Here is a 13,614-nt window from a genome sequence, read left to right on the forward strand (position 1 = left end):
ACCCCGGCCCGCTCGGATTCACCCCTTCGGGCCACCCGCCACGTACAGCACCTGACCCGACACGAAGCCGCTCTCGGGGGCGACGAAAAAGGCGACCGCGTTCGCGATATCTTCGGGCGCCCCAACGCGACGCACCGCGGTGGCTGCGGCCTCACGCTCGACCAACTGTTCGAAGGGCACCCCCACGCGCTCGGCCACGCTGCGGGTCATATCGGTGACGGTGAAGCCCGGTGCCACCGCGTTTGCCGTGACACCGAAGCGCCCGAGCTCGAGCGCGAGGGTTTTCGTAAACCCCTGAATGCCGGCCTTTGCGGCTGAATAGTTCGCCTGCCCCGCATTGCCGAGCGCAGACGTGCTCGACAGGCTCACGATGCGCCCCCATTTCGCGGCGACCATGTGCCGCTGCACTTCGCGACTCATGAGGAACGCGCCGCGGAGATGCACGTTCATGATCGTTTCCCACCCCTCCACCGTCATCTTGAACAGCAGATCGTCGCGCAGCACGCCCGCATTGTTGACGAGGATCAGCGGGGCCCCGAGCTCGTCGACCACCCGCGCGACGCCCGCCTGCACCGACTCCTCGTCGCTGACGTCGACCTCGAAGGCTGCCGCTGATGCCGCATCCCCTGTCTCAGCCCGCACCAGTGCGGCCGTCTGTTCGGCACCCGCGAGATCACGGTCGAACACCCCAATACGTGACCCTCGCCGCGCGAGCTCACGAGCGATCGCTCGCCCGAGCCCGCGGGCGCCACCGGTGACAATCGCGACTGCACGGCGGCCATCCGGCCCGTCAACAGGGCGCTCGGACACTGAAGCTCCCGGCACTGAGGTCGCCATCGGCGTCGGCCCGGGCTCAGCCACGCACCGCCTCCGCGATCGGGGTCTCACCCGAGTTGAACCTGATCGTGCGACGCACGGTCGAGTCGTCGATGAGCACCGCGGCGATGACGCCGGCGACGTCGGCCCGAGCCACGCTCGACGACTGCTCGGCCTGCGTGTCGACGGTGCCGGTTGCCGGGTCGAGCGTCAGGCTGCTGGGCCCCAGTACCGTCCAGTCGAGCGTGCTCGCGCGCAGGTGCTCATCGGCGGCCGCCTTCGCTTCGGCATAGGCGAAGAAGGAGTGCTCGGGGTCGACGCCGTGGTCGGGCGATGCGCCGAAGTACGACACCATCACGTAGCGCTGCACTCCCGCGCGTTCGGCGGCCTGCATCGTGCGAATCGCCGCATCGCGGTCGACCGCCCAGGTGCGCTGGGGATCTCCCCCGCCTGCACCCGCCGACCACACCACGGCGTCGTGACCGCGAATCAGATCTGCGAGCGCGTCGGTGTCGAGCTGTTCGATGTCGGCGACGAGGGGCTCAGCGCCGGCAGCGCGCACCTCGTCTGCATGGTCGGGGTTGCGAATCACCGCCGTCACCGAATCGCCGCGCTGCGCGAGCAGCGGTTCCGTGAGGAGTGCGATCTTGCCGTGTCCGCCGAAGAGAATGATCTGTGCCATGCGGCCCACACTACGCCGGGCCATCGACACTGCTCCAGGGGTGTTCGCTGCGAACGATCGGAACGATCGGGGGCTGGCGATCCGACATCGAATTCGGTAGGCCCGCGCCTAGCGCTCACTCCATCGACGCGCAATGGGGTGACGCGCATCGCGCTGCCCTGGTGAGGTGGTGGTGTAGGCCTCGGGTGTTCCGAGGTCGACGCCACAGCACCCGCACCCGTACCACCACAGGAGGCCTCCAGATGTCACATCTCACCGGAAAGCGCGTCGCCATTCTCGCCACGGACGGGTTCGAGGATTCGGAGTTGACGAGCCCGCTCTCGGCGGTCGTCGAGCACGGTGCCGAGGCCGTGGTGATCTCCACTGAGACCGGCACGATTACGGGCAAGAACGGCCACGAGCAGGAGGTTTCCCTGACCTCGGCAGACGCGCGAGCCGATGACTTCCACGCGCTCGTGCTTCCCGGTGGAGTCGTCAACGGTGATCAGATTCGTCTCGACGCCGCCGCAGTCAGCCTGACGCGCGATTTCTTCGCGCAGCACAAACCGGTCGCGGCCATCTGCCACGGCGGGTGGATCCTCGCCGACGCCGACGTGCTGCAGGGCCGAAATGTCACCTCGTACCCGAGCCTGCGCACCGACTTGCAGAACGCGGGAGCGACGTGGGTCGACGAGGAGGTTGTCGTCGACCAGGGCCTGGTGACGAGCCGCACTCCCGACGATCTGCCTGCGTTCAACGCCAAGCTGGTCGAAGAAATCGCGGAGGGCACGCACGCCGGTCAAGACGCCTGAGACGCGCCCGAGTCACCGCTGCTGGGGCAACCCGAATACTCGGTCGAACGCCCACGTGTACACGACTGTGAAGGCGAGGAAGAACACGAGGAGCCCGCCCTCGATCGCCAGGGCCTCGAACAGCCCGATGCCGAGCAGCGCGGCGACGAGCGGGATCGTGACGAGCAGCACACCGCCCTCGTACCCGACGGCGTGCACAGCGCGGGCGCGCACCCCGCGGCCGGTCGCCCCGGTGCGGCGTTCGAACGCTTCGAAAATGGTGTTCCAGAGGTAGTTCCAGAGCGTCGCGACGCTTGAGACGAGGATCGCGGTCAGCGTCGACGCTTCACCACCATGGCCGAGCAACGCGCCGAGCACGAACACGGTAAACAGCACGCTCAGGGTTTCGTAGCCGCCGACGAACGCGACTCGTCGCAGCCGGGATCTGCCGATGAACCAGCCCAGAGGTGCCGTGGGGGCGATGGGACGAGCGGATCGCTCCGCGGTGTGGCCTGGGGAGGTCACGGGTATCACTCCAGTCGGGCGCGCGATTCGGGTTCAGATCATTATCGGAACGCGCGGTCGATTTCGCACACGTATGGATCATATCACAACTAATTCAGTTGCAGAATACATTCTTAACAACCGAAATCGCATCTGAATGACTGCAAACTCGCATCCTACGTGCCGCAGAAGGTCACGTGCGCCGGGCCACCCGCAGGAGCTGGCCGCTCGTAGCGCTCGAACCCCAGACGCCACTCGAACGGGTGCTCGAGCACGCTCAGCAAGGTCTCGTATGGCCCGAGATCACCCGCCACCGCGGCATCCAGCGCCTCCTCAACCAGATGATTGCGTGGAATGTAGACCGGGTTCACCCGATCCATCGCTGCGGCGTCGGGGCCAGCCGCCCGCCAGCGCTCGAGCCACGGACCCGCCGCCTCGCCGAGCGGAAAGGCCGCTTCGAGCGCTGCGTGGTCCCCGTGCACCGATGACGCGAGCGCGCGGAAGAAGCTGGTGTAGTCGATCGAGTGGCGCTGCAGGTCTGCGAGCATCTCCGCGGTCAATTCAGCAAGCGCGCCCTCATCGATCGCGGCGCGAGCAGCCGCGCTCCCGAGACCGAGCTTCTCGCGAATGCCCGCCATCCACGCCGCGTTGTACAGCTCGCCGAAGCGGTCGAGCGACGCGACGGCCACATCTTTCGCAGCGTCGACGCCATCTCCGAGCAGCGGCAGGAGCGACTCGGCGAACCTCGTGAGGTTCCACAGCGCGATCGACGGCTGGTTGCCGAAGGCGTACCGCTTCTGCGCATCGATCGAGCTGAAGGCAGCGCCGGGATCGAACGCATCGATGAACGCGCAAGGTCCGTAATCGATGGTCTCACCAGAAAGGGTCATGTTGTCGGTGTTCATCACGCCGTGCACAAACCCGATGAGCACCCACTGGGCGACCAGCTGCGCCTGCACCGCGATCACGTGATCGAGCAGCGCGACAGCGGGAACCGCGGCGGGAGCGGCACCGCCCGCCGCGAGTTCGGGCGCGTGGCGTTCGAGGGCGTACTCGACGAGCCGCTCAAGGAGCTCGCGATCGTCGAGCGCGCGCGCGAACTGCATGCTGCCGACGCGCAGGTGGCTGCTCGCCACCCGCGCAAGCACCGCACCCTCGAGCAGTTCACCGTCGCGGGCGAGCCTGCGGCCGGTGGCAACCACCCCGAGCGCACGGGTGGTGGGCACACCCAGGGCATGCATCGCCTCGCCCATCAGGTGCTCGCGCAGCATCGGTCCGACCGCGGCAAAGCCGTCAACCCGAGAGAACGGAGTGCGCCCCGAGCCTTTCAGATGCAGATCACGCAGCGCACCGGAGGGGTCGCGCACTTCACCGAGCAGCAACGCGCGACCATCGCCGAGCCGTGGCGAGTACGCCCCGAACTGATGCCCGGCGTACGCCTGCGCGACCGGCTCGGCGCCAGCCGGCAGCGCATTGCCGAGCAGCAGGCGCACGCGCGCATCGCCCGCGAGACGCTCGTCGTCGATGCCGAGCGACGCCGCGAGCGCGTCGTTCCAGACGAGCAAGCGCGGCTCGTCCGGTCGCAATGCCCGCCAGGGCGCCGAAAGTTCGGGCAGTCGGGTGGCAAAGTCGTGCTCGAGAACGATGCCGGTGTCGGCCGCCAGCAGTTCGACCGGTTCGCCCGGCGCCCCGGCAGCGATCGCGGCCGCTGCGGCGGCCTCGGCTTCGGCAGGGGTCGTGCGTCGGCGCGGTTCAGACATGCGGCGAGTCTACGCTCGCCCGCTCCCGCGACCCGGGGGTGCGCACCTGCGACGACACACGGCGACACAAGAGCATCGACGCCCCGGGCCACTGCCGATTTCCATTTGACTTCACATCGACCCTGCCGAGCGGCTATATTATTGCTAGCCAAGCTAGATACTTTCTTAGAGAGATAGTAGAGAAATGTCTCAACATGACATGCAATCGGCTGCCGCCCAGCGCGGCTCCGGCGCGACTCCCGCACGCACCGGCCGCAGATGGCTCCGCATCCTGCTGCCCGCGCTCCTGATCATCGTGTGGTTTGCCGGAGCCGGAGCCGGTGGGCCACTGTTCGGCAAGGTCGACGAGGTCTCATCGAACGACCAGACGACCTATCTGCCTGAGTCGGCCGACGCGACGGTGGTGCGTGAAGTGCAGGCCGACTTTCTCGGCGACGACGCGATTCCCGCCATCGTCGTCTTCTCGTCAGCCGACCGCGCGAAGCTCACCGACAGCCAGCTGAGCGGCATCGATACGGCCATCACCGACGCGGCGGAACTCGACGGTGTGCTCGACGAGACCTCTCCGGCGATTCCCTCCGAAGACGGACAGGCCGTGCAGGTCTTCGTGCCGATCGACGCAACCGCCGAGGTCAAGGATGTCGTCGCCGAGCTCGGCGACACCCTGCGCGCAGATGCACCCGCTGGTGTCGACGCGCACGTCACCGGCCCCGCAGGCTTCACCGCCGACCTCGCCGCGGGCTTCGCCGGCATCGACGGCATCCTGCTGCTCGTCGCCCTGCTCGCAGTGCTCGTCATCCTCGTGATCGTCTACCGCTCACTCCTGCTCCCCCTGGTCGTACTCAGCACCAGCCTGTTCGCGCTGTGCGTCGCACTGTTCGTCATCTGGCATCTGGCCGACGCCGGCGTGCTGCTGCTCAGCGGGCAGACGCAGGGCATCCTGTTCATCCTCGTCATCGGCGCCGCGACCGATTACTCGCTCCTGCTCGTCGCACGGTTCCGCGAAGAATTGCGGGTGGCGCAGGATCGCGGGGCCGCAATCATCGCCGCCATCAAAGGCTCGATCGAGCCGATCGCGGCCTCCGGCGGCACCGTCATCGTGGGTCTCCTCTGCCTGCTGCTCAGCGACCTGAAGTCGAACAGCACGCTCGGCCCGGTGGCCGCGATCGGCATCGTGTTCGCGATGCTGTCGGCGCTCACCCTGCTACCCGCGCTCCTCTTCGCGTTCGGACGCGCGGCCTACTGGCCGCGACGCCCGAAGTTCGAGCCCGAGGTCGTCGCGGCCGAGAACGGCATGCCCACCCGCGGCATGTGGAAGCGCCTGGCCGGGTTGATCCGGCGCCACCCCCGCCCGATCTGGGTTGTGACCGCGCTCGTGCTCGCCGTCGGCGCCGTGGGCGCCACTCAGTTGCAAGCGACCGGCGTTCCCCAGTCCGACCTCGTGCTCGGGCAGTCAGAGGCCCGCGACGGCCAGGCGATACTCGGGGAGCACTTTCCGGGCGGCTCGGGCAGCCCGGCCTATGTGCTGGTCGCGCAGGATCGCCTGCAGCAGACCGCTGACACCCTCCTGGCACATGACGGCATCGACAGCGTCGCCGTCACCGCAGCCGATTCGCCGAGCGGTACCGCCTCGGTCACGGCCGATGGCATTCAGGCATTCGGACCGCCCGGCACTCCCGCGCCCGAGCCGACCGTCAGCGATGGCAAGGTGCTGCTGCAGGCGACGCTCTCCGACGCGGCCGACTCCGACGCCGCGGCCGAGACGATCACCAGTCTGCGCAGCGAGCTCGATGGCACCGGCGCGCTCGTCGGCGGCGTCACGGCGACCTCCGTCGACACGAACCAGGCGTCGATCCACGACCGCAATCTGATCATTCCGCTCGTACTCGTCGTGATCCTGGTGATCCTGATGATGCTGCTGCGTTCGGTGCTCGCGCCGATCCTGCTCATTCTGACAACGGTGCTCTCGTTCGGCACCGCACTCGGTGTCGCCGCGCTCGTCTTCAATCACGTGTTCGACTTCCCCGGCGCCGACCCCGCCGTGCCGCTCTACGGCTTCGTCTTCCTGGTCGCGCTGGGCATCGACTACAACATCTTCTTGATGACGCGGGTGCGCGAGGAGACGAAGCGGCACGGCACGCACGAGGGGGTGCTGCGCGGGCTCACCATCACCGGCGGCGTCATCACCTCGGCGGGCCTCGTGCTCGCGGCGACGTTCGCAGCGCTCGGCGTGATTCCGATTCTGTTCCTCGCCCAGATCGCCTTCATCGTGGCCTTCGGCGTGCTGCTCGACACCTTCATCGTGCGATCGCTGCTCGTGCCAGCACTCGCCACCGACATCGGGCGCGCGATCTGGTGGCCGTCGAAGCTCTGGCGCGATGAGCGCCGCACCCCCGAGCACCGGCCGGAGCACGCCGGTGCCATCGAGGGGCGCCACGACGATCACACGGCCGAACCGCACCCGGCACACGCGAGCGCAACGGACTCCGCGCCAGCCGACCAGCTGCGCTGAGAACTCACCCGGCCCCTGCGCACGAACCGCGTGGGGGCTGGCGCGATCGCCCGCAAGGGTGAACCCTGGAACCACATCGAACGATCGGGGCGGCACATGTCAGTCGGAGCAGCAGACGCACACGCAACGGGCACCTCGGGGGCCGAATCGTCTGCCCCCGGGCGCGTGATCATCGCCGGCGCTTCCGGGCTGATCGGCGAGGCCCTTACCCGCTCGCTCCGCGCTGACGGCGTGTCCGTCGCTCATCTCGTGCGCCGCGCCCCCGAATCCGAGCACGAGGTGCGTTGGGATCCGGGCACAGCTCCGCTCGACCCCACGGTGCTCGCGGGCGCGCGCGCCGTGGTCTGCCTCAATGGCGCGAGCATCGGCAAGCTCCCCTGGACGAGCGAGTACCGCAAGACGCTGCGCACGTCGCGTCTCGACCCCACCCGCACCATAGCGGACGCGGTGCGCGCGCTCGGCGCCGAAGCGCCCGCACTCGTCAACGCCTCCGCCGTCGGCTTCTACGGGAGTCGCCCGGGCGAGCGGCTCGACGAAACGAGCTCAGCGGGCGACACCTTTCTCGCGGAGCTCTGCGTCGAGTGGGAGCGGGCGGCGCTCAGTGCGGGGCCCGACACCCGCGTCGTGCTGCTGCGCACGGCGCCGCTCATCGACCGCGGCGGCGTGCTGAAACCGCTGATCCTGCTCACGCGCCTCGGCCTGAGTGGGCCGCTCGGCGGCGGCAGGCAGGTCTGGCCCTGGATCACGCTCGAAGACGAAGTCCGCGCGATCCGGCACGTCATCGACACCGATATCAGCGGCCCGGTGAACCTGACGGGACCCACCCCCGCCACCGCGAACGATACCGGGCGGGCACTCGCACGCGTGCTGCGGCGACCGTTCCTCATTCCGGCGCCCGCGTGGGCGCTGCGTCTCGCGCTCGGGGCCGACGCCGCCGATTCGCTGCTGCTCAGCAACGCACAAGTCTCACCGACGGCACTCGAAGAGACTGGATTCACGTTCGCACATCGCACGGTCGAAGAGGCCGTCGACGCGGCGCTCGCCGGGTAGCCGGCTCCGACCAGACCCCATCACTCAGGAGCGGTTCAGCGCAACGGCCTCACGCACCAGCGCGGTAAACGCGGCATCGTCAAGCGTGGCGTCGGCATGCAGGTCAATGGCGCGTCGGGTGCCCGCGTCGAGGCTCGCATTGAAGAGGCGGGTCGGGTCATCGAGCGATGCTCCCTTGGCGAAGGTCACCTTCACCTTGTCCTTGTAGGTCTCGACCGTGCACACAAGCCCGTCGGCAGAAAACGTCGGCACCCCGTCGGGGTTCGACGGCTTGCGCCACTTCACCTCTTCGGAGACACCGGGGTCGGCCTGCAGCAGGAGATCGCGGAGGTGCGCGACGCGCGCGCTGCGCCAGTCTTCAGTCATGTCGATGATGCTACCCCGGCGCACCGACATCGGGGATGGAGCGTTCGACGAGGGTCGATCCCGCACCCCTCACGCGATGGCGAGACCGATCGCGAGCACAATCACGCCGACGAGGGGCACGGTTCCCTGCTTCACCGCTGCCCCGCGCTTACCGGGCGACGAGATGAAGAGCACGAGCGCCGCGGCCAGCATCGAGCCGATTCCGGCGAAGACGAGCGCATTGCCGGCATCGGCATACCCCGCGGCGGCGAGGGCGACGCCCACGACCGTGACGATGGCGAGGAAGAGGTTGTAGAAGCCCTGGTTGAACGCCAGCTCTTTCGTCGCCTCGGCCTCGGTCTCGGAGACGCCGAACGTCGCGCGGGTGCGCGCGCTCGTCCAGGTCACCGATTCCATCCAGAAGATGTACACGTGCAGCAGCGCTGCAATGATGCCAAGCACCCATCCCGCCACGATCATGGTCGTCGCCCTTTCGTCCGTTGCGTCGCCAGACTACCTGGCGGCCTGCGCCCCCGCGCGGTCGCCACCCGGAAGCTCACCCAACCGCCGCAGCTCGCCCACCTCGAGCTCGAGCACGGTATCGACCGAGATGCGCGAGAGGAACGCGACGTCATGGCTCACCACGAGGAGTGCGCCGCGGTAGGCGTCGAGTGCTTCGGCAAGGTGCTCCACGCTCTCGAGGTCGAGATTGTTCGTCGGTTCATCGAGCACCAGCAATTGCGCGGGAGGGTCGGCGAACAGGAGCCGCGCGAGCGAGGCCCGGAAGCGCTCGCCGCCCGAGAGGGTCGACACGGGCCGATCAGCGGCGCCTCCCCGCAGCAGCAGGCGCGCGAGCCCGTTGCGAATCGTACCTACAGGCAGCCCCGGCGCCACCGCTCGCACATTCTCAAGCGCGCTCACCGCGTCGTCCAGCGCGTCGAGGCGCTGCGGCAGATAACCGACGCGTTCGGTGAGCAGGCGCGCCGTGGGGCGATCGCTCGGCGCATCGTCGTCGGAGGGCGTGCCATCGCCGCGCAGCAGCCGAGCGAGCAGTGTGGACTTGCCCGACCCGTTGGCACCGATGAGCGCGACGCGCTCCGGGCCCTGCACGACGAACGACCGCTCCCCCGAGACGAACTCGATGACACGACGCCCGTTCGCGAGTTCGGGATCGGGCAGCACGAGCGAGATGTGTCGGTCGTCGCGCACCCGCGCGTCGGCGGCATCGACGGCGGCCTGTGCCGAGTCGACTTTGCCGTCCATGGTGCCGCGCAGCGCTCCCGCTGAGACCTGCGCAGCATTCGCGCGCTTTCCCGCGAGAATCTTGGGCAGACTGCCCGAGAGCTGCACCTTGCGGGCCGCGCGCTCGCGTCGCGCGAGTTTCGTCTCGGTCTCGACGCGCTGCCGCTTCTCGGTCTGCAGCACCTGCTGGGCGGCCCGTGCGGCCTGCACGGCAGCGGCCTGCTCTTGGTCGCGGTGCTCGCGCCACCCACTGTAGGGACCGCCGAACGTCGTCAGCGCGCCGTCGTAGAGCTCGGCCGTGTGCTCCATGCGCTCGAGCAGTTCGAGATCGTGGCTCACCACGATGACCGTGCCCGGCCAGTCGACGATGAACTCGCCGAGTCGGGCACGCGTCGCACGATCGAGGTTGTTCGTCGGTTCGTCAAGCAGCGTCACGGCCGCGCGGCGCAGCCTGAGCCCCGTAATCGCGATGAGCATGGACTCGCCGCCCGACACCTCGGCCACCCGGCGGTCGAGGTCTCCCGCCGAGAACCCGATACGACCGAGCGCCTCGTCGGCGCGCGATTCGATGTCCCAGTCATCGCTGACCGCGTCGAAATGACGTACATCGACGTCGCCAGCCTCGATCGCGCGAAGACCGGCCAGCGTGGGGGCGATCCCGAGCAATTCGGCGATCGTTGTGCTGCCGTGCAGCGTCAGCGTTTGCGGCAGCGTTGCGACGTCGCCGGCGACGTCGATGACCCCCGATGCGGGGGCGAGATCGCCGGCGATGAGTTTGAGCAGCGTCGATTTGCCGGCGCCGTTGCGGCCGATGAGACCGGTACGGCCCTCGGGGAAGGTGCCGGAGACCTCGACGAGCGAGGGCGAACCGTCGGGCCAGACGTGGCTGACGGAGTGCAGGGTGACGGCTGATGGAGACATGGTGACTCGATTCGTTCTGCGCTGTCGCAGAGGGCCCCGATGCGCCGCGGAGCGCAGGGCTCGAACGCGGGTCGTCGCGGGAGGGACAGCGGCATGCGGCACACAGCCGCGAGACAGAGGATGCGTGTGCATCACGCGGCCGCACGAGATGCGTGCGATCGCCGCGGAGCAGCGACTAGATTCTGTCGACCTCGATATCCATGCGCCCCAGTGTAGCGCAGCGGTCGCCGAACGCGAGCGGGCTGCGACGACGCGGGCTAGTGCGCGGCGGCCGCACGCGCAGGCGACTGCATTCGCACCGCGCAGGCGACACCGGCCAGCACGATCACGACGGCCCCGTATCCGAAGCTCACCGGGGCCAACCCGAAGAACTGCACGAGCAGCCCGGCGATGACCGTCGGGATTCCGAACGCGAGGTACGACACCAAGAAGATGACCGCGAACACGTCGGCCCGCTGTGCCGCAGGAATATGCGGGGAGAGCGAACTCACGACGCCGAAGAACGCGGTGCCGAACCCGGAGCCGGTGATCGCCACGGCAACGAAATACGCTGGGAGCGACCCGATGGCGAGTGCAGCGAGCGAGAGCGCGGTGCCGATCGCGAGCGCCGCGGTGCCGTAGATCGCGATGGTGCGCGCTGATCGTCGGCGCAGCAGGAACGCGGCGATGGCCCCGCACCCGGCGAGCACACCGACCGAGAGCCCCTGCCAGACATGCGCCTCTCCGCCGAGCTCGACGTGCACGATGCTCGCTCCGAGCGACAGGAACAGCCCACCGGTCGCCCACCCCGCGAAGATCGCCGGCGCGCCGCGCAGGAAGTCGGCGCGCATCGACGCCGGCACGGTGAGCTGGAATCGGAGGGATCGCAGCGCCCCTGGAGTGAGCGCGGCGGTCTCGGGAACGCACCAGAACAGCACCGCGAGCACGAGGTACAGGCCGGTCAGCGGCGCGAAGATCTCGGCCATGGCGTCGCCCGCGCCGTCGAGCGCGATGCCTGCGACGAGCGCGCCGATCCCGAGTCCCAGCATCGGTGCCACGGCATTCCACACCGCGGCCGAGCCGGGCCTCGATGCGGGCTCGAAATCGGTGATCGCCGCGGAGACCGCCGAGAGCAGCAACCCGCTCGCCACGCCCTGTACGATGCGCCCGAGCACGAGCAGACCGACGGTGTCGGCGTGCCAGAAGATCAGAATGCTGACGGCGAGCAGCACGAGGCCAAAGCTCGCGATGGGGCGTCGACCGATGTGGTCGGAGAGTGACCCCGCGGTCAGCAGAGTGGACAGCAGTGCAACCGCGTACACCGCGAAGATCGAAGTCGTCACGACCGGCGAGAAGCCGATCGTTTCGGCCAGCACCGGGTAGAAAGGCGACGGCGCGCTGGCCCCCGCCATCATGACGGTGATGGTGAGGATCGACAGCGCGAACCCGAACCCGCGCCCGCGATTGCGCGCGTGCCCAGCGACTCGAATACCCGAAGCGGCCATGCGATGACTCCCATCAGTTCGAAGTTTTTCGAACGAACGCGAGCTTAGTGGATTTTCGACAATGGTTCAACTATTCTCGAACCATGCCAGCCGCACCGCAGCTCCCGCATCCCTCGCGCGACGAGATCGCGCTGCACGACGTGCTCTTCGCGCTCAGCGATCCCGAGCGCCTCGCGATCGCACGCCAGCTGGTCGCGGGGCCCCTCGACATGGCGTCGTGCGAACTCACCGACCCGACGATGCCGAAGTCGACGAAGTCGCACCTCATGAAGGTGCTGCGCGAATCCGGGGTCATCCGCAACGAAGCGAACGGCCGAGGTCGCCGGCTCAGCCTGCGCACGGACGATCTCGAGTCGCGTTTCCCGGGGCTACTCGACGCCGTGCTCGCCGCAGCAGCGGCGCCCGTGCCGTAACCAGCCCGGCTCGATCGCCGAGACTGCGCTGGGCGCTAGACGAGATCGGGGTTCGCCGCCGCGAACCGTTCCGCATCGTGTTCGGACATCACCCGGATCCCCTGCGCCGAGTGCGACGTCGCGGCGAGCGCTTTCACCCACGCGACGTTGATCTCCGGAGGTTTGCTCCCGAAGAAGTGAAAAGCGAGATCGACTGATGGCGAGAGCCAGAGCGAGACACGACCGCTTCCCTCCTCCGGGCGAATCGCCCAGCTCACGAAGAATGATTCCTGCTGCCGCAGCTTCTGCGCGATCGCCAGCTTCAGATGCGCGAGAACGCGATCGTCGAACGCGTACTCATTGCTTCCATGCACGAGATACCCCATGCGGGCATCCTCGCACACGTCGTCGCGCGGGTCACGTGTCGGCTCCGCGAACGCGCGACCACGCAATCCCACCCCAGGGTGGTACGGCCAATCACCGACGGCGACGAAGCTGAAGACATGCACACCGACACGCTTCTGGCACAGCTCCCCTCCATCGTCTGCGGCATCGCCGTCATCGGATGGGTGGTGTACGGACAGACCACGTGGCGTCGACTCGAGCCCGCGCGCATCTGGCGCGCACCCGCAATCCTCGCGCTCGCCGGCATCGCCAGCATCGGTTCCGGCCTGCAGGGTGGCATCGCCATCGACCAGTTGCTGCCGAGCATCTGGATCACACTGATCACCACGTTCATCGCTGCCGTGACCGGTGTGGCCATGGGCGCCATCGCGCACTTCCGCCCGAGCGAGATCCCACCCCGATCGCGCACCCGCGCGACGCCGTCGGCGCTCGCCGCAGCGTTCGACACGCGCACCGGAGGCTGGGGCATCGCCCTGTGGGCTGTGGTGATCGCCGTGCGCATTCTCGTCGCGGTGATCGAGCATCGCGGCACGGGCACCGTGGGCGCTTTCTCGACGGGCGGCGCGCTGCTCACGATCGCGATGAACCGCGGCGCCCGCGCCGGTGTGCTGCTCACTCGGGCTTCGCGCCTCGCCGAGCGCGACCGCGGCACGCGCGGCGCCAACAGCCTTGCGCACGCTCCTGCCGGGGGCACTGCGGTGGTCCACGCGCCGGGCACCGCGGGAGAATAG

The 13,614-nt window shown here is 68.5% G+C and carries 14 protein-coding genes; 5 read left to right on the forward strand and 9 right to left on the reverse strand.

Annotated elements, in window-relative coordinates; genetic code table 11:
- Window positions 1-18: 18 nt before the first annotated feature.
- Window positions 19-810 (reverse strand): SDR family oxidoreductase, encoded by a 792-nt coding sequence (locus ACZF5Y_RS11815; RefSeq protein ID WP_497532832.1) that lies wholly within the window; start codon window positions 808-810, stop codon window positions 19-21.
- Between the two features lie 43 nt (window positions 811-853).
- Window positions 854-1,498 (reverse strand): SDR family oxidoreductase, encoded by a 645-nt coding sequence (locus ACZF5Y_RS11820; RefSeq protein WP_497532833.1) that lies wholly within the window; start codon window positions 1,496-1,498, stop codon window positions 854-856.
- 242 nt (window positions 1,499-1,740) lie between these two features.
- Between ACZF5Y_RS11820 and ACZF5Y_RS11825 the strand changes: the two genes are divergently transcribed.
- A complete protein-coding gene (locus ACZF5Y_RS11825; RefSeq protein WP_497532834.1) occupies window positions 1,741-2,289 on the forward strand; it encodes a type 1 glutamine amidotransferase domain-containing protein in 549 nt (182 codons plus the stop codon).
- A gap of 12 nt (window positions 2,290-2,301) precedes the next feature.
- Here ACZF5Y_RS11825 and ACZF5Y_RS11830 read toward each other — a convergent pair whose 3' ends face one another.
- Complete coding sequence (locus ACZF5Y_RS11830; RefSeq protein WP_497532835.1) at window positions 2,302-2,793, reverse strand: PACE efflux transporter; 492 nt, start codon at window positions 2,791-2,793, stop codon at window positions 2,302-2,304.
- A gap of 155 nt (window positions 2,794-2,948) precedes the next feature.
- Window positions 2,949-4,532 (reverse strand): protein adenylyltransferase SelO, encoded by a 1,584-nt coding sequence (locus tag ACZF5Y_RS11835; RefSeq protein ID WP_497532836.1) that lies wholly within the window; start codon window positions 4,530-4,532, stop codon window positions 2,949-2,951.
- Window positions 4,533-4,731: 199 nt separating this feature from the next.
- On the opposite strand from ACZF5Y_RS11835, the gene ACZF5Y_RS11840 reads away from it, so the two are divergent.
- Window positions 4,732-7,044, forward strand: coding sequence for an MMPL family transporter (locus ACZF5Y_RS11840; protein WP_497535336.1), 2,313 nt, complete (start codon window positions 4,732-4,734; stop codon window positions 7,042-7,044).
- A gap of 96 nt (window positions 7,045-7,140) precedes the next feature.
- Entirely contained in the window at window positions 7,141-8,094 is a 954-nt protein-coding gene (locus ACZF5Y_RS11845) for a TIGR01777 family oxidoreductase (RefSeq protein ID WP_497532837.1), read from the forward strand.
- 24 nt (window positions 8,095-8,118) lie between these two features.
- Here the strand turns inward: ACZF5Y_RS11845 and ACZF5Y_RS11850 are convergent, their stop codons facing one another.
- The 4 genes from ACZF5Y_RS11850 to ACZF5Y_RS11865 form a co-directional block, all read right to left on the reverse strand.
- Window positions 8,119-8,460, reverse strand: a complete 342-nt coding sequence (locus tag ACZF5Y_RS11850; RefSeq protein ID WP_497532838.1) for a DUF1801 domain-containing protein — start codon at window positions 8,458-8,460, stop codon at window positions 8,119-8,121.
- Between the two features lie 69 nt (window positions 8,461-8,529).
- Window positions 8,530-8,919, reverse strand: coding sequence for a DUF1304 domain-containing protein (locus ACZF5Y_RS11855; RefSeq protein WP_497532839.1), 390 nt, complete (start codon window positions 8,917-8,919; stop codon window positions 8,530-8,532).
- A gap of 33 nt (window positions 8,920-8,952) precedes the next feature.
- Entirely contained in the window at window positions 8,953-10,602 is a 1,650-nt protein-coding gene (locus ACZF5Y_RS11860) for an ABC-F family ATP-binding cassette domain-containing protein (RefSeq protein WP_497532840.1), read from the reverse strand.
- Between the two features lie 257 nt (window positions 10,603-10,859).
- Window positions 10,860-12,086: an MFS transporter gene (locus tag ACZF5Y_RS11865; RefSeq protein ID WP_497532841.1), complete on the reverse strand. Its 1,227-nt coding sequence runs from the start codon at window positions 12,084-12,086 to the stop codon at window positions 10,860-10,862.
- An 83-nt stretch (window positions 12,087-12,169) separates the two neighbouring features.
- Between ACZF5Y_RS11865 and ACZF5Y_RS11870 the strand changes: the two genes are divergently transcribed.
- Window positions 12,170-12,499 carry an ArsR/SmtB family transcription factor gene (locus ACZF5Y_RS11870; RefSeq protein WP_497532842.1) on the forward strand — a complete coding sequence of 110 codons (330 nt, stop codon included), beginning with the start codon at window positions 12,170-12,172 and terminating at the stop codon, window positions 12,497-12,499.
- A 35-nt stretch (window positions 12,500-12,534) separates the two neighbouring features.
- Here the strand turns inward: ACZF5Y_RS11870 and ACZF5Y_RS11875 are convergent, their stop codons facing one another.
- A complete protein-coding gene (locus ACZF5Y_RS11875; RefSeq protein WP_497532843.1) occupies window positions 12,535-12,864 on the reverse strand; it encodes a DUF7882 family protein in 330 nt (109 codons plus the stop codon).
- Window positions 12,865-12,981: 117 nt separating this feature from the next.
- On the opposite strand from ACZF5Y_RS11875, the gene ACZF5Y_RS11880 reads away from it, so the two are divergent.
- The gene (locus ACZF5Y_RS11880) at window positions 12,982-13,614 is read left to right on the forward strand and encodes a hypothetical protein (protein ID WP_497532844.1); all 633 of its coding nucleotides are present in this window, start codon (window positions 12,982-12,984) and stop codon (window positions 13,612-13,614) included.

It is taken from the genome of Leucobacter sp. WKLB1 (assembly GCF_059696215.1).